Genomic DNA, 25,167 nt, shown 5'->3' on the forward strand with positions numbered 1-25,167 from the left:
TCATGCGTGAGGGCTCCCGCCCCGGCCGTCGCCGGGGCGGGAGCCCTCTTCCGTGGGATTTCAGAGCCAGGCGCTCAGTTCCCGGCCGGCGGAAGCACCGTCTCCGGGACCTGGACGGTGCGCAGCACGCCGTCGCCCAGGTGCAGGATCGCCCGTCCCGGGCGGGTCGCGCCCAGGCGGCTGCGGGGCACCTTGACGCCGATCAGTTCGCCGTCGCTCATGTTCTGCGGCTTCAGCAGCAGACCGCACCGGTTGCGGCGGGCCTCGGTGTGCCAGCCGGAGAAGCCGGAGGAGAGCCGGTCGGTCTGCCCGGCGATCACCAGGCCCCGGCCCATCTCGGCACCGGACTTGGCGATCTGGGTGAGGACGGGCTCGGCCTTCGTCTTCAGCAGCAGGTCGGCGTCGTCCAGGATCACCACGGCCCCCTGCGGCGAGGACGCCAGCGCCTCCTCCAGCGCCGTGGGGTCGATGTCGGACTCGTCGAAGACCGCGAGGACCCCGGGCCGTCCGGCGAGTTGGCGCAACTGCGACCTGGCGGGCGCGCCGACGACGACGGGCGTCTGGACCGACAGCAGCGACAGCGCCAGCGTCGCCAGGACGGTGCTGCGGCCGGAGCGGGCGGGTCCGGCGACGAGGAAGGTCGGCGTGATGGCGAAGTCCGGCCCGAACGCCGTGAGTTCGTCGCCGCCGACACCGGACAGGGCCCACCGTGCGGACGACAGCGGCTGCGGCACGTACTGGGTCGCCTCCTCCCAGGTGAGCCGGTCCGGCAGGGTGTCGACGCGGAACGGCCGGGTGGAGCCCGGCAGCTGGGCGGCCCGCTCGCGGCAGTGCTCGGCGATCTGCTGGAGCGCCACGGCCTGCGCCTGGCCTTCCGGGTTGTCCGTGAGGAGCGCGATCTGCACCTCCGCCTTGTCGGCGGCACGGAACGCGCGGCCCGGCGGGATCTCGTCGGGCACGTTGCGCTGGGTGATGCCGATCATCCCGTACTCGGACTTCTCGTTCAGCTTCAGCACGAGCTTGTCCTCGGTGGAGCCGTTGACCCGGCTGGAGAACAGCGCCCGGTCACCGGTCATCACCAGATGGATGCCGACGCTCGCGCCGTCCCGGAGCAGGGTCAGCACGGAGCTCAGCAGGTTCCCGGAGTCGTACTCGCCGAGCTGCTTGTCGAAGACCTCCCACCGGTCGATGAACAGCAGGATGTGCGGCGGCCGTTCGGCCTCCGGCAGAGCGCGGCGGAGCTCCGGCAGATCGGCGCTGCCGCGGGTGGCGAGCATCTCCTGGCGCCGGGTCAGCTCCCCGTTCAGCCGGGCGAGCAGCCGGGCCACCCGGTCGGGCTGGCTGCGCTGGGTGATGGCCCCGCAGTGCGGCAGCTTCTCGATGGGCAGCAGTGCGCCGTTGCCGCAGTCGATGCCGTACATGTGCAGTTGGTCCGGGGAATGGGCGAAGGCCAGAGTGCCGGCGATGGTGCGCAGTGTCTGCGACCTGCCTTGCCGGGGCGAGCCGATGATGTGCAGGTGCCCGAGCGTCGCCGGGTCGATCACCAGGGGCAGCCGGGCCTGTTGTGCGGGCAGGTCCACCACGCCGTACGCGACGGGCGCGAGGTCGTAGTCCGAGGGCGGGGGCGGGGGCAGTTCGCCGGTGACCAGGATCTCGGGCAGCGGCGGGAGCCAGGGGCTGTGCTGCGCGGGGATGCCCATCTCCCGGTCCGCTTCGCGGATCGCCGTGACGAGCCCGGTGAGGTCGGTCTCCACCTCGGCGGGTACGGCCGCGGCGCGGGGCCGCGGCGGGAGCGGCTCGCCGAGCCGTTCCCAGCCGACCGTCACCGCCCAGGGTGCCGGCAGCGATGTCGCCGCGGCACCGGGCCGACGGCCGCCGACGCGTCCGGACTGGAACGGCACGAGGGAGTTCTGGCCCAGGCGCACGTAGGCGCGACCGGGGGTGCCCTGCGAGATCCCGGCGGCCTCGGGGGAGTTGAGGACGTCCTGGCTCTCGCCGGCGTCCGTCACCCGGAGCGCGATGCGCAGGTTGGTGTTGGCGCGGATCTCCGAGGAGACGACGCCGCTGGGGCGCTGCGTCGCGAGGATCAGGTGGATGCCGAGGCTGCGGCCCCGCTGGGCGATGTTGACCAGACCCTTCACGAAGTCCGGCAGGTCGCGCACCATCGAGGCGAACTCGTCGATGACGATGAGCAGCCGGGGCATCGGCGCGCGGCCCGCCGGGTTGCGCTCCAGCAGCTCGACGTAGTCCTCGATGTCCTTGGCGCCGGCCGCGGCGAGGATGTGCTCGCGCCGGGTGAGTTCCGCCGTCAGCGACACCAGGGCCCGCTCGACGAGGTGGGCGTCGAGGTCGGTGACCATGCCGACGGTGTGCGGCAGGTCGACGCAGTCCTTGAACGCGGAGCCGCCCTTGTAGTCGACCAGGACGAACGTCATCGCGTCCGGACGGTTCGCCACCGCGAGCGAGGCGACCAGCGTCTGGAGGAGTTCGGACTTGCCGGAGCCGGTGGTACCGGCGACCAGCCCGTGCGGGCCGTCGCGCCGCAGGTCCAGGTAGAACGGGCCGTCCAGGGAGACGCCGACGGCCGCCCGGGTCGAGCGGCCCCCGGCCGTCCAGCGCGCCCGGATACCGGCGGCCTGCGGCGGGTCGAGGGCGAGGACGTCGAGCAGCCGCGCGGAACCGGGGAGCACCGCGGCCTCCTCGTCGGCCCCGCCCGGGTCCCGCAGCGGGCCCATCGCGCGGGCCAGCGAACGGCACCAGTCCAGGGACACCGCGTCGGGCCGGATGCCCCCGACGGTGCCCCTCCCGGAGCGTCCCACCCGTACGGTTCCGCCGGGCTCCTCGGCGACGACGGCGTGGCACTCCTCGGGCAGCAGCCGCTCCTCGGCGTCCAGGCAGACCGCGCGGACGCCGACGGCCGGTCCGTCGCGCAGGATCTGCGTCACGCCGGGCAGCGAACGCAGCCTGCGGGCTCCGTCGAGGATGACGAGCACATCGGGCCCGGCGGGCCGGTTCCGCCGGTCCGCCCGTCCGGCGCGCTCGACGATCAGCGCGGTGAGTTCGGCGACCCGCCGGGCGCAGGTCTCCGTGCCGTAGCCGATGCTGGCCGGGGTGTCGCCGGACTTCTTGCGCACATGCGGCAGCCAGCGCAGCCAGGACCAGCCGTCCCGGCCCCGTTCGCCGGTCGTCAGCAGATGGATCTGGAGGTCACGGGGGCTGTGCAGGACGGCGGCCTGGGCGACCGCCCAGCGCGCCACGGCGCGTGCGGCCGGGCCCTCGCCGGCGATGCCCAGGACGTCGTGCTCCCGCAGCGGGACGGTCACCGGGACGTCGTACGCGGTCCGCGGGTCCTCGCGGCGGTGCTCGTCCTTCGTCGGGTCCTGAAGCACCACGTCGGAGGCCAGATCGGCGGTTCCGATGCGCAGTTCGAGGAAGTCGGCGTCGGAGGTACGGCGTTCCCACAGGCGGCGCCGGGGGCCGACGGCGGTCAGGACGACCTCGGCCGGGTCCGGGAAACCGCGGCGCCGGGCGGTGCGTTCGTCCGCCAGGGCCTGCGCCGCGTCGCCCTCGATGCGTGCCTTCTTCTCCTCGTAGGCGGCGACAGTGTCGGAGTGGGTCTGGCGCCCGGTGCGCCGGCTCATCAGATAGTTGCCGAGGATCGCGACCGGGGAGAGCAGCCCGAACAGCAGCATCGACATACGGTCGAAAATCAGCGCCCCGGCCCCCGCCATCACCAGCGGGGCCGCCGCGGTGATCCACGGGAGCGGCCGGGGGGCGGGCGGGGCGGGCGGGGAAGGCAGGGTGAAGCGGGTGGCGGTCTCGGCCGGCCGCAGCCGCGGCGGCCGGTTGTAGTCCCAGCCGGTGCCGTCCTCCGACGGCTGCACGGCCGCGTCCGGCTTCTGCGGGAGGGCGAGTTCGAGCAGGCTGTCCCCGACGAGGAGCTGTGCGCCGGCCGGCCAGGCGGTCGCCTCGGCGAGGTCCTCGCGGTCCAGTTGCAGGGTGCCGCCGCCCGGCGCGGAGGCGTCGGGCGTGATACGGCAGCGTCCTCCGGGGCCCACCGCCAGGACGGCGAACGGACGGTCCGGTACGGCGCGCAGCACCTGGGCGGTCCCGTCGTGGGCCAGCCCGATCCGGTACTCGCCCATGTCGAGCCGGTGCACGGCGCCCGCGCCGGTCCCGCCGACCGCACGGACCTCCACCAGCCCGTGCGGTTCGGCCGACACGGTGCCCGCCGGGCGGCCCAGGCCCACGATGGCCGCGTGGTGCAGCGGCGCGTCCCGCAGCCGCATATCGGCGGGCAGCAGCCGGTCGCCGGCGTACAGGCCGAGGCCCTCCGGGGGCCGGTGGACGCCTCCCGCCCCGGCCAGCGCCTCCGCGACAGCGCCCACGGGCGTGTCGGGGTCGGCGTCGAGGTGGACGTCGAACGCGTCACCGCCCTCCTCGACCACGGTCAACATCAACGACACGAGAACGTCCTCCAGCCGGCGTGAATGGGGGGCATCGGCAGCCGCACTCGGCGGCTCCCGTGCCACTGACGGGACCTACGGCGCCCGTCCGCGGATGGTTCACCCGGCGCACCGGTGAACCATCCACGGACGGGCGCCGTAGTGGCCATCGGGTGCACTGCGCAGCGACTGTGCCGCCCTCGTTCTCGACCGTCCCGGCTCCGCCGCCGGGGCGTCCCGACAAGGAGTCAGAAGATGATCTGGTACGTCCTGGCCGTGGTGCTGGGGCTGGCGCTGATCGGGGCGGTGGCCGCGCTGATCGTCACCGAGCGAAAGCCCCGCCCGCCGAAGCCCGTCGCCGCCTCGGCGGCCGTCGTGGGCCGGGAGGCGCTGGACGTGGTCAACGCGGGCTTGCGCCGGCTGACGGGCGAGTGCCTGCGCTCCGGCCGGTCGCTGCCCGACCTGTACGCCGTCGTCTACTCCGAGGAGCGGCTCGCACTGTTGCTGGCCGGGGCCGAGGAGACCGCCCCCGCGCCCTGGACCGTCGAGGCGGACGGCGAGCGCTGGACGATCTCGCCCGACGATCTGCACCGCCCCGGCCCGGAGGGCGAACCGGCCCTGCCGTACGCGCTGACGGTGACGGTGGGCCTGGACGGACCCGACCGCGTGCTGGTCGACCTCTCCCGGGCGGCGGGGCCCGTCTCGGTGACGGGTCCGGACAAGGAGGTGCGCAGCCTGGTACGGGCCGTCGTCACCGAGGCGCTCGCCGGCCCGGTGGGGGCGCTCGCCGAGGTCACCCTGGTGGGATCCCTGGCCGACGGCGGGCTTCTTTCCGGCAACGAGCCGCGGACCTCGCGTCTGCACGGCGCGGCCACCCTGGAGGAGGCGTTCGCCACGGCATCGGCGGCGTCGGGAACGGGAGCGCCGGAGCCCGGATCGCCCGACGTCACCCAGATCTTCCGGCTGATCGAGGGCAGCAGCCGGATCGCCGTCCAGGGCGAGGCGCCGCATCTGTTCGTCGTGGACGCCTCGCAGCTCCCGCGACGGGAGGGGGCACTGGCCGGTCTGCGGCGCGGGGACGCGCTGCTGGTGGTCGGCGAGGCGCCCACGGGGTGGCGCTGGCGTGCCGATGCGGGCGGGTCGCTCGACACCGGGCCGCTCGGCCTGGAGATCACCCGGCACGCGGGACGTCTGTCATAACGATGCCGCTGCCGATCGTCCCCCAGGTCGTAAGTGTCATCCGGCCTCGCGGTACAGGCCGCCCGCGTACAGCCCGTGGCTGTGCAGTGCTTCGCGCAGGGCGCGGGCGGCGTAGTACGTCCGGGACTTGACGGTGCCGGGCGGCACGCCGAGGATCTCGGCCGTCTGATTGACGCTGCGTCCCAGGTAGTGCACGTGCAGCAGGACCTCGCGCTGTGCCGGCCGCAGCTCCCGCAACGCGTTGATGAGCACCTGGGAGGTGAGTATCTGGTCCACGCCGTCGGGCACCGGCAGGTGGGCGAGTTCGGGGTCACCGGTCTCCGGCGGTCTGGCCTGGCGGGCCCGGTGGCCGTCGATGACCAGATTGCGCAGCGCGGTGAACAGCCAGGGCCGCACCGAGTCCGTGGTCGGGTCGAGTTCCTCGGCGTGCAGCCAGGCGCGTATGGCGACTTCCTGGAGGACGTCCTCGGCGCGGTGCCAGTCGCCCTCCATCCGCCGTGCGGCGAATTTCAGCAACGCGCTGCCGTGGAAGTGGTAGAGCGCTCTGAGGAACTCGTCGGCATGGGGTTCCGCGGCGCGGGGGCCAGGAATGAGGTCTTCGGTCGAAGCGCTGGCCGACAAGGGCCTTTCCTCTCCGGTCGTCTGTGGGGGAAGACGGGTTCCGCCGGCTGCGGGACAACCGGCAGGCGCCGCCGCGAGGCGCCGTGCGCCTGTGCGACGCCCGTCGGCCTGCGGCGGCGGTGAACTCGCCCCGTCAGCGCCGGTCAGCCCGGTTCGTGAGAGGAAAGCGAGCTCACCTCGCGGGACGTCAACTCCCGGTCGTAGACATGTACGTCGGCGATGTCACCGTTCCAGTAGTCGGTCGCCTTCCCCTCGAACTTGGCGCGTCCGATCACCACAGTGCCAGTGGGTTTCACGCCGTTGGAGGCCAACCTGGTTCCCGCGAGCCGACCGTCCACGTAGATCTGCATCCGCTGGTCCTTCTGACTGTACGTGCCGGTCAAGTGGTACCAGCGGCCGGGCTGCGGCTTGGGCGTCGTCGCGACCGTACGGGCACCGAAGAAGCTGAAGGCGAAGTTCCCGTCCTGGTCGGAGTGCTGGAGGAAGAACGTGCTGATCCCGTCGCCGTCCTGGGACACGGCCGTGCGCATGCCGGTCATGCCCTCGGGGGTGAGGCGCACCCGCGCGGCGACCGAGTAGTCCTTGCTCACGGTGTCGAGCCGGGTGTTGGAGTCCGCGTATCCGCTGGTGCCGTCCAGGTGCAAGGCACCGCCCTCGGGGCCGTCGGTCCACTGCGTGCCGCCGCTGACCACGGCGTTTTGCTCGCCGGCCTTCGCGGAGCCGGACTGGTGCAGGGGCCACCAGCCGAGGCCCTGCAGCGACTCGGCGTGGCCACCCGGTTTCGGCGCGGCCGGTTTCGACGGTGCCGGTTTCGGCGGGGCCGGTTTCGACGGGGCCGGGCTCGACGGGGCCGGCTTCTTCGCCTTGGCCGGTTTCGTCTTGGCCGGCTTCGCCTTGGCCAGCTTCGACGCGGCCGGGCTCGACGCGGCCGGCTTCGCCTCGGCCTGTTCCTTTCCGGAGTCCTGGCCGCGCACCAGTTGGACGACGACGAAGGCCAGCGCGACGGTCAATACGGTGATCGTGGTGATGAGCGACCATCTGCGTGTCATGAATGTCCTCAGGAGATGCGGCATAAATGTGTCACTGGTGATCACGCGTCCGAACCGGAAGTGGTTCTGTGTGCAAGTAAGTTGTAACAGGCGTGTGAGACGGCGGACCTGTCCGCCCCTGGACGTGCGCCCGTGTGCCGGGAGATGCGGCGACTCCTTGTACGGGGCAGTGGAACATGGGGAGTTGTGACGTTCCGCGCTGATGGGCTGATCAGTCGGCCTTGGTGTATGTGAGCTTCTCGCCGGTTTCCGGGGTTTCCCGGCTCAGGGTGCCGTCCGGGAGCAAGGTCAGCGTGGTGGGCTTGCCCGCGGTGCAGGACGACATGGGTTCGCCGACGACGACCGTGGAGGGGCCGACCTCGACGGGTCCGTTCGGGGACGGTTCGGCGGTCAGGTCGGCCTGGAAGACGCAGTGGTAGGAGCTGCCGTTGTCGAGCGGTCCGTCCGCGGTGAGGGTGAGGACGGTCCGGCCGACCGTGCCCTGCCGGATGACGAGTTCCCGGGTGGAGCGGCCCGCGGCGTTGTCGATGGAGCCCGACCAGGTGCCGAGGTAGCCGGCCGGGACGGGGCCGTTGCTGTTCTTCTTGTCGTCGGTCCGGCTCGACGCGGCCGGTTTCGCCCCGGCCTGTTTCGGCTCGGCCGGATTCGGTCCGGCCTGTTCCTTTCCGGAGTCCTGGCCGCGCACCAGTTGGACGACGACGAAGGCCAGCGCGACGGTCAATACGGTGATCGTGGTGATGAGCAGCCATCTGCGCGTCATGAATGTCCTCAGGAGGTGCGGGCAGAGATGTGTCACTGGTGAGCACGCGTCCGATCCGGAAGTGGTTCTGTGTGCAGGTAAGTTGTGACAGGCCTGTGAGACAGCACCGTCGCCGGGATCGTCGTCCTGATCGCCAGGGAGGGCGCGCGCGGGTTCAGGACGCCAGGCGCCGCAGGCGGCCGACCGCCTCCTGAAGAACGTCGTCGCGCTTGCAGAAGGTGAAGCGGACCTGGCTGCGGCCCACGTCGGGCGTGTCGTAGAAGACGGAATTGGGGACGGCGACGACGCCGCAGCGTTCGGGGAGGGCGCGGCAGAAGGCGTAGGCATCCTTCTCGCCGAACGGGGAGATGTCGGTGGTGATGAAGTACGTGCCCTGGGGTTCGTAGACCTCGAACCCGGCCGCTCGCAGCCCGTCGCCGAGCAGGTCGCGCTTGCGTCGCAGGTCGGCGCGGAAGCTGTCGAAGTACGTGTCCGGCAGGCGCAGCGCTTCGGCGATCGCGTACTGGAAGGGGCCCGCGCTGACGTACGTCAGGTACTGCTTGGCCGTCCGGACGGCGGAGACGAGCGGGCCGTTCGCCGTGACCCAGCCAACCTTCCATCCGGTGAAGGAGAAGGTCTTGCCGGCCGAGCCAATGGTGACAGTACGCTCACGCATTCCGGGCAGGGCCGCGACAGGGCGGTGCGTGCCCTCATGGACAAGGTGCTCGTACACCTCGTCGGTGACGACAAGCAGGTCGTGCTCGATGGCGAGTGCGGCGATGGCGCTCTGCTCTTCGGCGGTGAGAACCATCCCCGTTGGGTTGTGCGGGGTGTTGAGGAGCAGGAGGTGCGTTCGCGGGGTGATCTTGGTGCGCAGCTCATCGAGGTTTGGGCGGAAAGACGGGGCACGCAGGGTGAGCGGTACACGCTTCGCGCCGGCCATCGCGATGCAGGCGGCGTAGGAGTCGTAAAAGGGCTCGAAGGCGATGACCTCGTCGCCGGGCTCCAGCAGCGCCAGCAGGGCCGCGGCGATGGCCTCGGTGGCGCCGGCGGTGACCAGCACCTCGGTGTCGGGGTCGAAGGGGAGGCCGTAGAAGCGCTGTTGGTGGTCGGCGATCGCGGTGCGCAGTTCGGGGATGCCGGGGCCCGGCGGGTACTGGTTGCCGTGCCCGGCGCGCAGTGCCCGGACCGCGGCCTCCCTGATTTCCTCGGGGCCGTCGGTGTCGGGGAAGCCCTGGCCGAGGTTGATGGAGCCGGTCCGTACGGCAAGTGCCGACATCTCCGCGAAGATCGTCGTGCCGAACTCGGCGAGGCGGCGGTTGAGCAGCGGTCGTCCCTGTGTCATGACCGCAATCCTGTGCGGAAGCTCTGGAGTTGCTCAAGTCTGCTTTGGCCGTACGGGGCCGGGGGCATCCCCCACTCACGCAGGAAGCGGACGGAAGCGGGGGGCCTCGCTTCGGGGGAACGGAAGGACGTGAGGTCGGTGGGGACTTTTGTTTCGGTGCTGATCGCGCTTGCCGTGATCGGGCTGGTCATCTTTTTGGTGGGGGCCGGCAACCGGAAGAAGAGGCGCGGGCGGAGCGCGCGCCGGGGTTCGAGCGGCGGCGGGGGCGAGGGTGGCAGCTGGTGGGCGGGAGGTGACAGCGGCGGTGGCTCTTCCTGCGGAAGCAGCAGCGGTCACTCCGGTGGTCACTCCGGGGGGCATTCGTGCGGTGGCGGTCACTCCTCGTGCGGTGGCGGCTCCTCGTGCGGCGGCGGGGGCGGATGCGGCGGAGGCAGCTGACACGGGGCAGCTGATCCGTGACCGGGCAGGGCCACACGCCCGGTGCCGGGCCCGTGCGGCTCGGTGTCCCACAGGTGCCCGGCGGGGGAACTCCCGCCGGGCACCTTTTTGTTTGGGCTTTCCGCGAGATGCCGTTGAACAGATGAACCGAGAGGCCCCCGAGGGGATGGAAACCGCGTCAAGTTGGGTAAAAAAGCTGTGGGCGCGGCTTACTTCGTGATTCCCTCGGTTGAGAGAACATCCAGCCCTCGGACCCGAGTTGGACCTGATCGGGCGCTTCCCACCTCCCACGTGCAGCACGTCGGAGGCGTCCCCTGTCCATGTGTCCACGCTTGTTTGCGGAGCCGACCCATGCTCACGACCCTCCAGACGGCCTATTCCGACACCCGTGCTGCCGACCTGGCCTGGGCGCTGGGGCGCGAACCACTCCCCGCCCTGGCCGTGCTCGACCTCGATCTCGCCGGTGCCCGACTCCAACTGCGCCTGCTCGGCGCCTCCCACCAGGTGCTCCTGGAGGAGAACCAGGGCACCTGTTCCGAAACCGTCGCGTGCATCCCCGGCAGCAGCACCCCGCTCCCGCTCGGTGTCTCCGAGCGGCTCGGGGAGTGGAAGTACGACTTCGCGGCCCGCGTCGAGACGCTCTCGGCGGGCTCGTTCGCGGAGCGTGCGCAGGAGCTCCTCGCGCTCGTGACCGACCATCCCCACGGTCTCGCCGGGACGTTCCCCGGCAGCCCGCACGCCTTCACCGCCCTGCTCGCCCAGCGGACCGAGGACCAGGTGCGGTGGCGCACCTGGCATGCGTACCCGCAGGAGGGGCAGTTGGTGGTGACGCGCACCCAAGTGGGAGTTCGGATGCCGGTGGCAGCACTCTGACGCGGCCCAACTCCGTTGTGGGCGCGCCACGTACGACCTCACCAACGACAGGGAGCGGCACGGCGCGTCTTCCCGTACGGCCGAGGACCTGTCGGTGTCTCGTGCTGGCCGCTGTCTTCATCTGTGCCGCCTGCGGTCTGGTCTACGAGCTCGAACTGGTGGCGCTCGCCTCCTACTTGATCGGCGATTCCGTCACCCAGGCGTCCGTCGTGCTCTCCGTGATGGTGTTCGCGATGGGTGTCGGCTCGCTCCTCGCGAAACGTTTACGCAGTCGTCCCGCAGTTGGTTTCGGGCTGATCGAGGCGGCGCTCGCACTCGTGGGCGGCTCCTCGGCGGTCGTGCTGTACGCGTCGTTCGCCTGGATCGGGGAGTCGCGGCACGCCCTGGTGGGGTTCTCGCTCACGATCGGCGTCCTGACCGGTGCGGAGATCCCGCTGCTGATGACGCTGATCCAGCGCGTCGACCGGCAGGACGCGGGCGGGACCGTAGCGGATCTGTTCGCCGCCGACTACGTGGGCGCGCTGGTCGGCGGGCTCGCGTTCCCCTTTCTGCTGCTGCCGGTGCTCGGACAGCTCACCGGGGCGCTGTTCACCGGCGCGGTCAACGCGGCGGCGGGCGGGGCGCTGGTGCTGTGGGTGTTCCGGCGGGACCTCACCCCGCGCTCGCGGTGGCTGCTGATCCTCGTCAACGTGGCCGTGATCGCCGTACTCGCCACCGCCACCGCACTGGTCGACGACTTCGAGCGGGCGGCTCGGCGCGCGGTGTACGGGGACGGGGTGAGGGTCGCGGTGCAGACCGGGGTCCAGGAGGTCGTACTGACGGGGGCGGGCCGCAGCTCCCTGGACCTGTATCTGGACGGGCGGCTGCGGGTCAGCGCGCGCGACGAGTACCGCTACCACGAGGCGCTGGTGCACCCGGCGATGAACGGCCCACGCGCCCGTGTCCTGGTCCTGGGCGGCGGCGACGGTCTCGCCGCCCGGGAGGTGCTGCGCTACCCGGACGTACGCAGCGTCACCCTCGTCGAGCCCGACCCCGGCGTCACCCGGTTGGCCCGTACCGACCGTGCGCTCTCGGCGCTGAACGCCCACGCGTACCGTGATCCGCGGCTGACGGCCGTCGACGCGGACGCCTTCACCTGGCTGCGGGAGGCGCACGGTGGCTACGACGTGGTGATCTCCGATCTGCCCGACCCCGGAATTTTCGCCGGCACGAAGCTCTACTCGGCGGAGTTCTACGGCTTGGTCGCCGAGGTCCTCGCGCCGGGCGGCCGGCTGGTGGTGCACGGGGGCCCGCCGGTGACCCGGCCGCGTGCGTACTGGACGGTGGAGGCGTCGATGAGGGCGGCGGGCCTGCACACCCGCCCGTACCGGATCAGCGGCAGGCTCTCCGATGTCGCGGCCGGCCCCGACCGGGCCACGCACCGGGCGCAGGCCATGCACGGCTGGGGCTTCGTCCTCGCCCGGTCGGCCGGGGCGCCGGCGCTCCGCCTCGCCCAGGGGGCGCCGATGCTGCGGTCGCTGACGCGGGGCTCGCTGATGCGTGCGGGACGGGAAGCGGAGAGCGGGCGGCTGCACGGGCTGCCGCCGTCGACGCTGGTGCATCCACGGTACTGGGGGGACCGGTGAGCCGGACGCCGTACGCCCGGCGGCTTTGCGACGCGGAACCGCTGACGTGATGGCCTGGGCTGAGTAGGCTCGGTTTCCATGGAGCATGAGGTGTTCGTTCCGGTTCCGGCCCCGTCCCTGCGGCGGACGCTGGGCGATTCCGCCCGCGTCGCGCGCTGTGTACCGGGGCTCCAGCAGGACGCCGACGCGTCCGCGGGCCTGCTGTCCGGCCGGCTCAAGGTCCGGGTCGACGGCCACACGATCACGTACCGCGGTGTGCTGACCGTTTCCCTGCAGAGCGGCCCGGACGACGGAATCCTGGTGGCGGGCGAGGGCGTCGAGGCCCGGGGGACCGGCTCGGCGAAGCTGGCTCTGACGATCAGCCTGACGCAGAAGGACGACGGCACGGCGATCGGGTTCGCGGGTACGGCGAGCGGCGACGGCCGCATCCTGGAGCTGGACCCGGCGACGGCGCTCGCGACGGCCCGCCGGCTGCTGGACCGCTTTGCGCAGCAGTTGGTGACGGAGACGCTGGCGGGCGGCGACAAGGTGGGCGAGGCCCTCGGCGAGGCCGAGCGGTCCGTCGGGGAAGCGGTGGAGCAGGCCATCGAGGAGGCGGCCGAGGAGGCCGACGCGACCGGCGCTGACACTACCCGGAGTACTGCGGCGGAAGCCGCCGACGACACCGACGACGGCGCCACCGCGGACGAGACGCCCTCCACCGAGAACCCCCCGGGCACGGGCGCCGTCTTCGACGCCCCCGTGCCCCCGCCGTCGCTCGACCCCGTGGCGGAGGTCGAGTTCACCGTCCCCGACGGTCCCCCGGCCGAGGCCGCGCATGCCAGGCGCACCATGATCGGCCGCAGCGCCGAGGAGGTCGACCACGCGCCGCCGCGCGGCAGGTACGCCCCCGTACCGTCCCCCGATTCGACCACCGCGGGCGCCACACTCCGCTGGGTCGCCCCCGCCGCCGCGCTCGCGCTCGCGACGGCTGTCGTGGTGGGCCGGGCGCTGAGGCGGCGGAGGTAGCCGCGCCAGTAATGTCGGTCGGGTGAGTAGCAGCGAGAAGGACGTCCGGCTGTCCGTCGGCGACGCAGAATTGACTGTGAACCCCGCCAACGGCTGCCGTATCAGCAGTCTGCGGATCGGCGGCACCGAGTTGCTGCGGCAGGGGGAGCGCTACGGCTGCTTCCCGATGGTGCCGTGGTGCGGGCGCACCGAGAACGGGCGATTCCACAACGGTGACGTCTCGCACCGGTTGCCGCTGAACTCCCCGCCGCATGCCATCCACGGCACCGGCAGGGACACCGCTTGGCGCACCGCCCGGGTGGGCGAGCGGCAGGCCGCCTTCTACTACGACCTCGCCGACCCCTGGCCGTATCCGGGCCGGGTGACCCAGACCTTCGAGCTGTCCGAGGACTCGCTCACGCTTGCGTTCGGCATCGAGACGTACGGGGATTCGTTCCCGGCGCAGGCCGGCTGGCACCCCTGGTTCCTGCGGGATCTCGGCTGCGGCAAGAACGTGAAGATCGCCTTCGACGCGGCCTGGCAGGAGGAGCGTGGCGAGAACCATCTGCCGACCGGCCGCCGCGTCCCGCCCCTGCCCGGCCCGTGGGACGACTGCTTCGGGATGCCGGACGGCGTCGATGTGACGCTCACCTGGCCGCAGCAGCTGGAACTGACCGTGAAGAGCCGGGCCGAGTGGGTCGTGATCTACGACGAGCAGGCCGAGGCGGTCTGTGTGGAGCCGCAGTCCGGCCCGCCGAACGGGCTGAACACCGCGCCCCGGTATGTCACTCCGATCGAGCCGCTGGAGATTGCGACGACCTGGAGCTGGCGCAGGCTCTGACCGGCGGGGTGCAGGCCCTGAGGCGGTCGGCACCAGGGCGTGCTTCGAAAGTCCCGTCCGGCCGGGGCCCGCCCTGCAACACGCCCTAAGCTCGTAGCCATGACTGACGTACGTGCTGAGCTGCTCCAGCAGATCAAGGACAAGGCCGTGGTACACGGCAAGGTGACCCTCTCCTCGGGTCTTGAGGCCGACTGGTACATCGACCTGCGCCGCATCACGCTGGACGGCAAGGCCGCTCCCCTGGTCGGTCAGGTCATGCTCGACGAGACCGCCGAGCTGGACTACGACTGCGTGGGCGGGCTGACGCTGGGCGCCGACCCGGTCGCCACCTCGATGCTGCACGCCTCCGCCGCGCGTGGGCAGGAGCTGGACGCGTTCGTCGTCCGCAAGGCGCAGAAGGCGCACGGGATGCAGCGCCGCATCGAGGGCACGGATGTGAAGGGCCGCCGCTGCCTGGTCGTCGAGGACACCTCGACGACCGGCGGTTCGCCGCTGACGGCCGTCGAGGCAGTGCGCGAGGCCGGTGGCGAGGTCGTCGCCGTCGCCACGATCGTGGAGCGGGGAGCGGCTCCGGCCATTGTCGAGGCCGGGCTGCCGTACGTCCACGCCTACACGGTGGCAGACCTCGATCTGGCCTGACGTAGGGGTTGACCTGCGGTTTCTGTCGAGGGTGGGCTGTTTCACGTGAAACGGTCCGCCCTCGACGCATGCCCGTGGATCGCTCGTCCGGGTAGCGGGGGACGGGACGGGTGGAGCCGGAGCGAGATTCTGGGAAGATGGGGGCGACGATGACGTCGCCCCCAGGTCAGGGAACCAGCAACGCACACTCGCACATCCCAAGGAGTGGACAGATGCCCATCGCAACCCCCGAGGTCTACGCCGAGATGCTCGACCGGGCGAAGGCAGGCAAGTTCGCCTACCCGGCCATCAATGTGACGTCGACCCAGACCCTGCACGCTGCACTGCGCGGCTTCGCGGAGGCGGAGAGCGACGGCATCGTCCAGATCTCCACCGGTGGGGCGGAGTTCCTGGGCGGCCAGCACAACAAGGACATGATCACGGGCGCCGTCGCTCTCGCCGAGTTCGCGCACATCGTCGCCGCCAAGTACGACGTCACGGTCGCGCTGCACACCGACCACTGCCCCAAGGACAAGCTGGACGGTTACGTACGTCCCCTGCTCGACATCTCCGCCGAGCGCGTGGCCAAGGGCCAGAACCCGCTGTTCCAGTCCCACATGTGGGACGGCTCGGCCGAGACCCTCGCCGACAACCTGGCCATCGGCCAGGAGCTGCTTGCCAAGGCCGCCGCCGCCAAGATCATTCTTGAGGTCGAGATCACTCCGACCGGTGGCGAGGAGGACGGCGTCACGCACGAGATCAACGACGAGCTGTACACGACCGTCGACGACGCGCTGCGCACCGCCGAGGCGCTCGGCCTGGGCGAGAAGGGCCGCTACCTGCTGGCCGCCTCCTTCGGCAACGTCCACGGCGTCTACAAGCCGGGCAACGTCGTGCTCCGTCCCGAGCTGCTGAAGGACCTCCAGCAGGGTGTCGCCGCCAAGTACGGCAAGTCGTCGCCCTTCGACTTCGTCTTCCACGGTGGCTCCGGCTCCACCGAGCAGGAGATCGCCACCGCGCTGGAGAACGGCGTCGTGAAGATGAACCTCGACACCGACACCCAGTACGCCTTCACCCGCCCGATCGTGGACCACGTGTTCCGCAACTACGACGGTGTGCTGAAGGTCGACGGCGAGGTCGGCAACAAGAAGGTCTACGACCCGCGCAGCTGGGGCAAGTCCGCCGAGGCGGGCATGGCCAAGCGTGTCACGGAGGCCTGCGCCAACCTGCGTTCCACCGGCACCAGGCTGAAGTAGCAGCCGGTACGAAGTGTGGCTCCGGGCCCGGCATCCCAAGGGGTGCCGGGCCCGGAGCATGTCCGGGAGAAGAAGCGAGGGGGCCCTGTGAGTTCCAGTGCCCGCTATGACTTCGACACCCTCGTCGACCGCCGGGGCACCTGGTGCGTCCAGTGGGACGGGGGCGCGGACCGGTTCGGGGTGGATGGACTGCTGCCGCCGAGCCGCCCCCACCCCGATGGCCCTTCCGGCCCGGAGCGGCGATGCTGCTCATATGCCTGACGCAGAGACGGGAGCCATCCGCGTCGCCTCCCCCACCGGACGCTGGGTCGTCCTCACCACCGTCCTCGGCTCCAGCATGGCCATGCTCGACTCCACCGTCATCAACGTCGCCCTGCCCCGCATCGGCAAGGACCTCGGCACCGATCTGGCCGCCCTCCAGTGGACCGTCACCGCCTACATGCTGACCCTCGCCGGGCTGATCCTTCTCGGCGGCGCCCTCGGCGACCGGTACGGGCGGCGGCGGGTCTTCGTCGTCGGAGTCGTCTGGTTCGCCACCGCGTCCGTGCTGTGCGGCATCGCGCCGAATGCCGCCGTCCTGATCACCGCCCGCGCCCTCCAGGGCATCGGCGGGGCGCTCCTCACACCCGGTTCGCTGGCACTGATCCAGGCGAGCTTCCACCCGGACGACCGGGCCCGCGCGGTCGGGCTGTGGTCGGGGTTCGGCGGGGTCGGCGCCGCCATCGGGCCGTTCGTCGGCGGCTGGCTCGTCGACGGGCCCGGCTGGCGGTGGGTGTTCCTGCTCAACGTGCCGCTCGCCGCGGTCTGTCTGCCGACGGCGCTGCGCCACGTCCCGGAATCGCGTGACCCCGACGCGCACGGGCGCTTCGACGTACTGGGCGCCGTGCTCGGCGCGCTCGCCCTCGCCCTGGTGACCTACGCGTTGATCGAGGCGCCGGGGCAGGGGGCGTCCGCGGTGGTGATCGGGGCTGTCGTCGGCGGGATCGTGCTCGGGGCGGTATTCGTGCAGGTGGAGCGGCGGCGGACGGAGCCGATGCTGCCGCCCTCGGTGTTTGCGTCCCGGCAGTTCACCGTCGTCAACATCATCACCCTCTGCGTGTACGCGGCGCTCGGCGGCTATTTCTTCCTCTCCGCGATCCAGCTCCAGGTCGTGGCCGGGTACTCGGCTCTCGGCGCCGGCACGGCTCTGCTGCCCGCGACCGTGCTGATGCTGCTGTTCTCCGCCTCCGCGGGCGAATTGGGGCAGCGCATCGGGCCCCGCATCCCGCTCACCGTCGGCCCACTGGTCGCCGCCACCGGGATGCTGCTGATGATGAGGGTCGGGCCGGGGTCGAACTCCGTCTCCGCCTACCTCACCGATGTGCTTCCGGCGGTCGGTGTGCTCGGCATCGGACTCGTCACCCTGGTGGCACCGCTCACCGCAACCGTCCTGGCCTCCGTGGACACAGCACGGGCAGGTCTCGCCAGCGGGATCAACAACGCGGCCGCCCGCGCCGCAGGGCTGATCGCGGTGGCCGCGCTGCCGCTGCTCGCCGGGATGGGACCGGAGGCCTACCGGAACGCCGACGAGTTCGCCGCGACGTTCCGGCGGGCCATGCCGATGTGTGCCGGGCTGCTCGCGCTGGGCTCGCTGATCGCCTGGGCGACCGTACGTAAGCCTCCCGTCACGGCGGACGAGAAGGAGAAGGCGCACCCCGAGTGCACGGTGCACTGCGGCATTGTCGCCCCGCCCCTGGAACCCACGCCTGAGGAGAAGGGCAAACCGGGCGCGAACCGGCCCTCCGGACCCACCACACGGCGCCCGGGTACCCCCGGCGCGAACTGACCCACCGCACGGTGCCCGGGTACCCCCGGCGTGCGTGCGCCAGGCACACTTGAACCCATGTCGATCCACGAGAACCTGCTCGGGGGGCCTCCCCCGACCCACCTGCCCGACGACCCGGAGCCGCGCGAGCTGCTCGCGAACGGCACGGCCCCTGCCGATGTCGCCGCGAAGTACCCGACCTCCTCCCTGGCCTGGGCACAGCTCGCCGACGAGGCGTTCGAGGGCGGCCGCGTCATCGAGTCGTACGCCTACGCCCGCACCGGCTACCACCGCGGCCTCGACGCGCTGCGCAGGGCCGGCTGGAAGGGCCACGGCCCCGTACCGTTCGAGCACGAGCCGAACCGCGGCTTCCTGCGCGCCCTGCACGCCCTGGCGCGGGCCGCCCGGGCGATCGGCGAGCAGGAGGAGTACGAGCGCTGCTCGACGTTCCTGCGCGACTCCTCGCCGACCGCCGCCGAAACCCTCGGCTGACGAAACGCGGCCCTATCGCCCCCAGGTCGTAAGGGCTGTCCGGCACCAGGGGCGTATACGTACACCTTGTGATGTTCCGGACCCCGCAGATGCGCCGGTATCTGCGGGGTCTGCGCGCTCCTGCGGGCTCCTGCGGGCTCCGTTTAGGATGCGGGCAGGGGACCGGAGCTCCACCACCTCAGGGAAGGGGCGGACCGCTACCCGGAAGCTTGTGTCGAGGAGACAGCGATGTCGACCATCCCCCCCGACCGCGAAGCCACCGGTGCGCAGACCCCGCACCTCGACTTCGCGGGAACGACTCCGTACGAGGACTATGTCCAGGCGGATGTCCTGACCCATCTCCAGCACCTTCGCTCCGACGATCCGGGCGAAATGGTCTTCCTGATCACCACCCAGGTCATGGAATTGTGGTTCACCGTCATCGTCCACGAGTGGGAGACCGCCGCGCACGCCCTGCGCGAGGACCGGCTGCCCGTCGCACGCGACGCGCTCAAGCGGTCTCTGCGGGAACTGGAGGCGCTCAACGCCTCCTGGACACCGCTCGCCCAGCTCACCCCCGCCCAGTTCAACTCCTACCGCGCCGCCCTCGGTGAGGGCTCCGGCTTCCAGTCGGCGATGTACCGGCGGATGGAGTTCCTGCTCGGTGACAAGTCCGCGTCCATGCTCGTGCCGCACCGGGGTGCGCCCCGCGTCCACGCGGAGCTGGAGAAGGCGCTCGGCGAACCGGGTCTGTACGACGAGACGCTCGCCCTGCTCGCCCGGCGCGGCCATGCCGTACCGCAGGCCGTGCTCGACCGGGACCTGACGCAGAGGTACGAGCCGTCCCCCGAGGTCGAGGCCGTCTGGGCGGAGATCTACGCCAACCCCGACCAGCACGACGAGCTGGTCCGGCTCGGCGAGGTGCTCACCGATGTCGGCGAACTGGTGTGGCGCTGGCGCAACGACCATCTTCTCGCCACCCGGCGCGCGATGGGTTCGAAAACCGGGACCGGTGGTTCTGCCGGGGTCGCGTGGCTGGAGAAACGGGCCACGAAGAACGTCTTCCCCGAGCTGTGGACGGCGCGCAGCCATGTCTGAGACCTTCGCCGCGCGGGCCGCGGCACTCGATGCCGCCGACCGCCTCGCCGATCTGCGCAAGCTGTTCACCCTCGACGACACCGTCTACCTCGACGGCAACTCGCTCGGTGCGCTGCCCGCCCATGTACCCGCCCGGATGCAGGAGGTCCTCACCCGCGAGTGGGGTGAGCTGCGCATCCGGTCCTGGGACGAGAGCGGATGGTGGACCGCACCCGAGCGGATCGGCGACCGGATCGCCCCGCTCGTCGGGGCCGCCGCCGGGCAGATCGTCGTCGGCGACTCGACCAGCGTGAACGTCTTCAAGGCCGTCGTCGCCGCGAGCCGGCTGGCACCGGAGGGCCGCGACGAGATCCTCGTCGACGCGACGACATTTCCCACGGACGGGTACATCGCAGCATCCGCGGCCAGGATGACCGGCCACCGGCTCGTCCCGGTCGCCCCCGCCGAGGTGCCGGACGCCCTCGGCCCCCGTACCGCGGCCGTGCTGCTCAACCATGTCGACTACCGCACCGGCAGGCTCCACGACCTGCCCGGACTCACCGCGGCCGTGCACGCGGCGGGCGGCCTCGCCGTCTGGGACCTGTGCCACAGCGCGGGCGCCCTGCCCGTCGGCCTCGACGCGCACGGCGTGGACCTCGCGGTCGGCTGCACGTACAAGTACCTGAACGGCGGCCCCGGTTCGCCCGCCTACCTGTACGTCGCCGAACGCCACCAGGCCGCCTTCGACTCGCCCCTGCCGGGGTGGACGTCGCACGCCGACCCATTCGGCATGACACCCGGATACGTCCCGGCGGACGGTGCCGTACGCGGCCGGGTCGGCACCCCCGACATCCTCTCCATGCTGGCGCTCGAAGCGTCGTTGGACGTGTGGAACGGGGTGTCGATCGAGGCGGTACGGGCCAAGTCCCTGGCGCTGACGGACTTCTTCCTGGAGTGCGTCACCGCGTATGTGCCCGAGGGCCGGGTCACCTCCGTCACCCCGGCCGCGCACGCGGAGCGCGGCAGCCAGGTCGCGCTGCGGTGCGAGGACGCGGAACCGGTGATGAGCGCGCTCATCGCGCGGGGTGTCGTCGGGGATCTGCGGCGGCCGGACGTGCTGCGGTTCGGGTTCACGCCGCTGTACGTGGGGTTCGCGGACGTGGAGCGTGCGGCGCGGGTACTGGGTGAGGTGCTGGGGGCGTGATCCAGGGGCCCCTGTCGTGATCCGTCGGCGGGGACGGGAACCTTCCGTGCTGGTACCGTCCCCGCAGGTCAGGCCAGTTGGGCTGTTGGGTTGTTGAGCTGTTGGGCTCGGATACAGGACGGTTGAGCAGCATGTCGGATTCTTCCGCGCGTGATCGTGACGCAGCCGAGACCGAGTCGGCACTCTCGCGCCCACCGGTCGCCCCCGATGCAACCGCCGCCTACGGCAGCCACCCCGACCAGGTGATCGACTTCTACGCCCCGCGCGACGGCCGGACCGGTGCGCCGGTCGTGGTCGTCGTGCACGGCGGGGCGTGGCGGGCGCCGTACGACCGGAAGCATGTGTCGCCGTTCGCGGACTTCCTGGCCCGGCGCGGTTTCGCGGTCGCCAGTGTCGAGTACCGGTGCGGCAGCGAGATTCCGCAGCAGCGGGGTTCCGGTCCGGTCGCGGGCCGTTGGCCGGAGACCTTCGACGATGTCGCCGCGGCGATGGACGCGCTGCCTGCCCTGCTGCCCCGGGAAATTCCGCAGGCCGACGCCCGGCGGATCGTCGTCACCGGGCACTCCGCCGGCGGACAGCTCGCCCTGTGGGCCGCCGCCCGGCACGTACTGCCCGAGGACTCGCCGTGGCGGCTGCCCGTACCGCCGCCGCTGCGGGGTGTCGTCGCCCTCGCACCGATCGCGGACTTCACCACGGCCGTCGAGCTGGACGTGTGCTCTGGGGCGGTCGGTCAATTCCTCGGCCGAGAGGAGGACTTCGAGGCACGGGCCCCGCACGCCGACCCGGCCGTGCTGCTGCCCACCGGGATTGCGACCACCGTGGTGCAGGGCACCACCGACATCGATGTGCCACAGGCCGTCTCGGAGGCGTTCGTCGACGCGGCGGCGAAGGCGGGGGAGACGGTGGGCCTGACCCTGCTGCCCGGCGTCGGCCACTTCCCGCTGATCGACCCGGCCACCGACGCGTGCGCGGTGGTGGCGGAGGAGCTCGCCCAGCTGGCCTGGTGAGCGGGGACCGGCGGCGGTACGGGCACCGTAGTACTTGCGACGGACGGCGCAGGATCCGTATCACTGCTGACGACCCGGGCCGATCCGGCCCCTACCTTGGAAACGTGACCGAGACCAAGAGCAGAAGCCCCGAGTTCCGACTGGCCGCGGGGGCGTTGGGCGGCCTGCGGCAGGACCTATTCCACGATGCCTTCGCGTACCGTCCGCTGGAGCGGATGCGGACCGACGGGCCGCTGCTCCGGCAACTGTCGGAGCGAATGCGTGAGCGGATCGCGTGGACACCTCACGCGCTGGTCGGCGCAGCCGCGCTGTTCGTGGCCTTCATAGGCCTGGCCTCGACCGGCTCCGCTCCGCGTTTCGCTGTAGCAGTCGTCCCGCTCGTGCTGGTCCCGGCGGCCGCCGTGCTGATGACGCTGGTCAGGCCGGTCGGCGCGTTCTGGATATCGCTGGCTCTCACTCCGTTCGCGGCGTTCGCCGACGGTGGTTCCTGGCCATGGACGCCCAGCACCTCTCTCTCGCATCTGACGGTGCTGGTGGTGGTCGCGGCCCGGACCCGGCCCCGTACCGCCGCCTGGATGTGGGGCTTCACCGCGCTGCTCGGCACCGTGATGGACAATGTCGGCGGCGGCTTGCACCCCTCCTCCACCACCTCCGCCTTCGCCCTGGCCTCCGCGTTCGCGCTGCTGCTGGTGACTGTGGTGCAGATCCGTCGCGACGCGGAGCGCGAGGTGACCGTGCAGCGCACCGTGACCGCCGTCGAACGCGACCGGCGCACACTGCTTGAGGAGCGCACCACCATCGCCCGGGAGCTGCACGACGTGGTCGCCCACCACATGTCGGTCGTCGCGATCCAGGCCGAGGCCGCCCCGTACCGGGTGGAGAATCCGCCGCCCGAGCTGGAGCAGGCCTTCGTCACGATCCGGGAGAACGCGGTCGCCGCCCTCACCGAACTGCGCCGGGTCCTCGGCGTCGTACGGGCCGAGGACTACCAGGCGCCGGACGCCCCGCAGCCCACCCTCGCGCAGCTCGACGGACTCCTCGCCAATGTGCGCGAGGCGGGCCTGGAGGCGGAGAAGACCGTCACCGGTGCGGTGCGTGAACTCCCGCAGGGCGTCGAGCTGTCGGCGTACCGGATCGTTCAGGAGGCTCTCAGCAACACGCTGCGGCACGCGCCGGGCGCCACCGCCAAGGTGGAGATCGGCTATGTGCTCGGCGGACTCGGTCTGCGGGTCGTCAACGGGCCGCCGACCGGTCTGGTGAAGCCCTCGCCTGGGGCCGGTCACGGGATCACGGGGATGCGGGAGCGGGTCGCGATGCTGAACGGCGACATGACGGCCGGGTCGACGGAGGAGGGCGGTTACGAGATCGCCGCGTTCATCCCCGTCCAACCCGCCTGCGATACGGGTGAGTCGCACAAGGTGCAGGCGGAACAGGCGGAACAGGCGTGACCATCCCCACCATCCCGGCCATCCGGGTGCTGATCGTCGACGACCAGATGATGGTCCGCGAGGGCTTCTCGGTGCTGCTCAACGCCATGCCGGGGATCGAGGTCGTCGGCGAGGCCGTCGACGGCCGGCAAGCCATCGCGCAGGTCGCGGCGCTGCGCCCCGATGTGGTGCTGATGGACATCCGGATGCCGGAACTCAACGGCATCGAGGCCACCCGCGAGATCGTCGCCGCCGACGCGGACGCCAAGGTGCTGGTTCTGACCACCTTCGACCTCGACGAGTACGTGTACCAGGCGCTGCGCGCCGGGGCGTCCGGCTTCCTCCTCAAGGACGCCTCCGCCCGTCAACTCGCCGATGGGGTACGGGTGGTGGCCTCCGGCGAGGCGCTGCTCGCCCCGACCGTCACCAAGCGGCTGATCAACGAGTTCTCGAAGCTCGCCGAGACCCCGCGGCCGCCCGCCCTCGCCCGGATCGGCGACCTCACGGAGCGCGAGACGGAGGTGCTCGTCCTCATCGCGAAGGGCCGGTCGAACGCCGAGATCGCCTCGCATCTGGTGGTCGCCGAGTCCACCATCAAGACGCATGTGAGCCGCATCCTGGTGAAGCTGGGGCTGCGCGACCGCACGCAGGCGGCGGTCTTCGCGTACGAGGCCCGGCTGGTCACGCCTTCCTGAGCAGTCCCGGGGCCCGGGGGGAAGCCCGGTGCCCGGGGTGGGTGGTCGGGGCGGGGCCCAGGGGCGGGTGGCAGGCATGGCCAGGGGGTGGTTGGTCGGCGGCTGTCGGGCCCGGTTAGCGTCCACATATGCACCTGTCCTCACGTTCCGCGGCCGAAGCCCCCTTCGACCCCTGGTCCCCGGCGTTCGTCGCCGACCCGTACCCCGCCTACGCCGCGCTGCGTGCCACCGGCCGGGTGCACTACTTCGAGCCGGCCGACCAGTGGCTCGTCCCGCACCACGGCGATGTGTCCGCGTTGCTGCGTGACCGCCGCCTGGGCCGTACCTATCTGCACCGCTTCACCCACGAGGAGTTCGGCCGTACGCCGCCGCCCGCCGAGCACGAGCCCTTCCACACCCTCAACGGCCAGGGGCTCCTCGACCTGGAGGCCCCCGATCACACCCGGATCCGGCGCCTGGTCTCCAAGGCGTTCACTCCGCGTACGGTCGAGCAGCTCGTCCCGACCGTGCGGCGGCTGGCCGCCGGGCTGGTCGACTCGTTCGTCGAGGCGGGCGGCGGCGATCTGCTGACGGCCGTCGCGGAACCCCTGCCGGTGGCCGTCATCGCCGAGATGCTCGGCATCCCGGAGTCCGACCGTGCCCCGCTGCGGCCATGGTCGGCGGCGATCTGCGGAATGTTTGAACTGAATCCGTCCGACGACACCGCCCGTGCCGCCGTCCGTGCCTCGCTCGACTTCTCCGCGTATCTGCGCGAGCTGATCAAGGAGCGGCGCAGGAACCCCGGTACGGATCTGATCTCCGCGCTCATCGCCGCCCACGACGAAGGGGAGCGGCTCAGCGAGCAAGAGATGATCTCCACCTGTGTGCTGCTGCTCAACGCGGGCCACGAGGCGACCGTCAACACCACGGTGAACGGCTGGTGGACGCTGCTGCGCCACCCCGAGCAGCTGGCAGCCCTGCGCGCCGACCACGGGCTGCTGCCGACGGCGATCGAGGAGCTGATGAGGTACGACACTCCGCTGCAGATGTTCGAGCGCTGGGTCCTCGACGACATCGAGATCGACGGCACGGTCATTCCGCGTGGCTCCGAGGTGGCTCTGCTCTTCGGCGCCGCCAACCGCGACCCGGCCCGTTTCCCGGCACCGGACACCCTGGACCTGGCCCGCCGGGAGAACCCCCACATCACCTTCGGCGCAGGCATCCACTTCTGTCTGGGCGCCCCGCTGGCCCGGGTCGAACTGACCGCTTCCTTCGGCGAGTTGCTGCGCCGCGCCCCGAACATGCGACTGGCGGCCGAGCCGGAGTGGAACCCGGGCTATGTGATCAGGGGCCTGAAGGAACTGCGCGTCGAGCTGTGACGGGGTGAGCAGGCGGGGCGGGCCGGGCGCGGTGCGCTCCATGATCCGGGTGACGCGGGTGCACCGCAGGGAGGTTGCAACCGGGGC

At 71.5% G+C, this 25,167-nt stretch carries 20 protein-coding genes and 1 pseudogene; 16 read left to right on the forward strand and 5 right to left on the reverse strand.

Features of this window, described 5'->3' with window-relative positions; all coding sequences use genetic code 11:
* Positions 1 to 74: 74 nt before the first annotated feature.
* Positions 75 to 4,457 carry an FtsK/SpoIIIE domain-containing protein gene (locus ACH4EW_RS07070; protein ID WP_398253321.1) on the reverse strand — a complete coding sequence of 1,461 codons (4,383 nt, stop codon included), beginning with the start codon at positions 4,455 to 4,457 and terminating at the stop codon, positions 75 to 77.
* 243 nt (positions 4,458 to 4,700) lie between these two features.
* Here ACH4EW_RS07070 and ACH4EW_RS07075 point away from each other — a divergent pair, with 243 nt between their 5' ends.
* Positions 4,701 to 5,645 carry a hypothetical protein gene (locus tag ACH4EW_RS07075; protein ID WP_398252539.1) on the forward strand — a complete coding sequence of 315 codons (945 nt, stop codon included), beginning with the start codon at positions 4,701 to 4,703 and terminating at the stop codon, positions 5,643 to 5,645.
* A 36-nt stretch (positions 5,646 to 5,681) separates the two neighbouring features.
* On the opposite strand, the gene ACH4EW_RS07080 is transcribed toward ACH4EW_RS07075, so the two are convergent.
* From ACH4EW_RS07080 to ACH4EW_RS07095, 4 genes are all read right to left on the reverse strand, one after another.
* Positions 5,682 to 6,266 (reverse strand): sigma-70 family RNA polymerase sigma factor, encoded by a 585-nt coding sequence (locus ACH4EW_RS07080; RefSeq protein ID WP_398252542.1) that lies wholly within the window; start codon positions 6,264 to 6,266, stop codon positions 5,682 to 5,684.
* Between the two features lie 143 nt (positions 6,267 to 6,409).
* On the reverse strand, positions 6,410 to 7,315 hold the full coding sequence (locus ACH4EW_RS07085) for a LamG domain-containing protein (protein ID WP_398252545.1): 906 nt from the start codon (positions 7,313 to 7,315) through the stop codon (positions 6,410 to 6,412).
* Between the two features lie 211 nt (positions 7,316 to 7,526).
* Complete coding sequence (locus ACH4EW_RS07090) at positions 7,527 to 8,075, reverse strand: hypothetical protein (protein ID WP_398252548.1); 549 nt, start codon at positions 8,073 to 8,075, stop codon at positions 7,527 to 7,529.
* A 154-nt stretch (positions 8,076 to 8,229) separates the two neighbouring features.
* Positions 8,230 to 9,399, reverse strand: a complete 1,170-nt coding sequence (locus tag ACH4EW_RS07095) for a pyridoxal phosphate-dependent aminotransferase (RefSeq protein WP_398252551.1) — start codon at positions 9,397 to 9,399, stop codon at positions 8,230 to 8,232.
* Positions 9,400 to 10,188: 789 nt separating this feature from the next.
* Between ACH4EW_RS07095 and ACH4EW_RS07100 the strand changes: the two genes are divergently transcribed.
* From ACH4EW_RS07100 to ACH4EW_RS07170, 15 genes and pseudogenes are all read left to right on the forward strand, one after another.
* Positions 10,189 to 10,710: a DUF2617 family protein gene (locus tag ACH4EW_RS07100; protein WP_398252554.1), complete on the forward strand. Its 522-nt coding sequence runs from the start codon at positions 10,189 to 10,191 to the stop codon at positions 10,708 to 10,710.
* Between the two features lie 17 nt (positions 10,711 to 10,727).
* On the forward strand, positions 10,728 to 12,335 hold the full coding sequence (locus tag ACH4EW_RS07105) for a polyamine aminopropyltransferase (protein WP_398252556.1): 1,608 nt from the start codon (positions 10,728 to 10,730) through the stop codon (positions 12,333 to 12,335).
* Between the two features lie 78 nt (positions 12,336 to 12,413).
* Entirely contained in the window at positions 12,414 to 13,343 is a 930-nt protein-coding gene (locus ACH4EW_RS07110; RefSeq protein ID WP_398252559.1) for a carbon monoxide dehydrogenase, read from the forward strand.
* 22 nt (positions 13,344 to 13,365) lie between these two features.
* The gene (locus ACH4EW_RS07115; protein WP_398252562.1) at positions 13,366 to 14,163 is read left to right on the forward strand and encodes an aldose 1-epimerase; all 798 of its coding nucleotides are present in this window, start codon (positions 13,366 to 13,368) and stop codon (positions 14,161 to 14,163) included.
* 99 nt (positions 14,164 to 14,262) lie between these two features.
* The gene (gene pyrE, locus ACH4EW_RS07120; RefSeq protein WP_398252565.1) at positions 14,263 to 14,802 is read left to right on the forward strand and encodes an orotate phosphoribosyltransferase; all 540 of its coding nucleotides are present in this window, start codon (positions 14,263 to 14,265) and stop codon (positions 14,800 to 14,802) included.
* 212 nt (positions 14,803 to 15,014) lie between these two features.
* The gene (gene fbaA, locus ACH4EW_RS07125; RefSeq protein WP_398252568.1) at positions 15,015 to 16,037 is read left to right on the forward strand and encodes a class II fructose-bisphosphate aldolase; all 1,023 of its coding nucleotides are present in this window, start codon (positions 15,015 to 15,017) and stop codon (positions 16,035 to 16,037) included.
* Positions 16,038 to 16,124: 87 nt separating this feature from the next.
* Positions 16,125 to 16,274: pseudogene (locus ACH4EW_RS07130) on the forward strand (transcriptional regulator); the annotation flags it as partial.
* 16 nt (positions 16,275 to 16,290) lie between these two features.
* A complete protein-coding gene (locus ACH4EW_RS07135) occupies positions 16,291 to 17,862 on the forward strand; it encodes an MFS transporter (RefSeq protein WP_398252571.1) in 1,572 nt (523 codons plus the stop codon).
* Between the two features lie 57 nt (positions 17,863 to 17,919).
* Positions 17,920 to 18,333 (forward strand): DUF3151 domain-containing protein, encoded by a 414-nt coding sequence (locus ACH4EW_RS07140; RefSeq protein WP_398252574.1) that lies wholly within the window; start codon positions 17,920 to 17,922, stop codon positions 18,331 to 18,333.
* Positions 18,334 to 18,561: 228 nt separating this feature from the next.
* Complete coding sequence (locus ACH4EW_RS07145) at positions 18,562 to 19,410, forward strand: tryptophan 2,3-dioxygenase family protein (RefSeq protein WP_398252577.1); 849 nt, start codon at positions 18,562 to 18,564, stop codon at positions 19,408 to 19,410.
* Complete coding sequence (gene kynU, locus ACH4EW_RS07150) at positions 19,403 to 20,593, forward strand: kynureninase (RefSeq protein ID WP_398252580.1); 1,191 nt, start codon at positions 19,403 to 19,405, stop codon at positions 20,591 to 20,593. Before ACH4EW_RS07145 ends, kynU begins: the two co-directional genes overlap by 8 nt.
* A gap of 131 nt (positions 20,594 to 20,724) precedes the next feature.
* Positions 20,725 to 21,600: an alpha/beta hydrolase family protein gene (locus tag ACH4EW_RS07155; RefSeq protein ID WP_398252582.1), complete on the forward strand. Its 876-nt coding sequence runs from the start codon at positions 20,725 to 20,727 to the stop codon at positions 21,598 to 21,600.
* Positions 21,601 to 21,704: 104 nt separating this feature from the next.
* Complete coding sequence (locus ACH4EW_RS07160) at positions 21,705 to 23,048, forward strand: sensor histidine kinase (protein ID WP_398252585.1); 1,344 nt, start codon at positions 21,705 to 21,707, stop codon at positions 23,046 to 23,048.
* A gap of 11 nt (positions 23,049 to 23,059) precedes the next feature.
* Positions 23,060 to 23,722 (forward strand): response regulator, encoded by a 663-nt coding sequence (locus ACH4EW_RS07165; protein WP_398253323.1) that lies wholly within the window; start codon positions 23,060 to 23,062, stop codon positions 23,720 to 23,722.
* A 128-nt stretch (positions 23,723 to 23,850) separates the two neighbouring features.
* Complete coding sequence (locus ACH4EW_RS07170) at positions 23,851 to 25,080, forward strand: cytochrome P450 (RefSeq protein WP_398252588.1); 1,230 nt, start codon at positions 23,851 to 23,853, stop codon at positions 25,078 to 25,080.
* Positions 25,081 to 25,167 lie beyond the last annotated feature (87 nt).

Source organism: Streptomyces sp. NPDC018000, assembly GCF_044328025.1.
Taxonomy (GTDB): domain Bacteria; phylum Actinomycetota; class Actinomycetes; order Streptomycetales; family Streptomycetaceae; genus Streptomyces.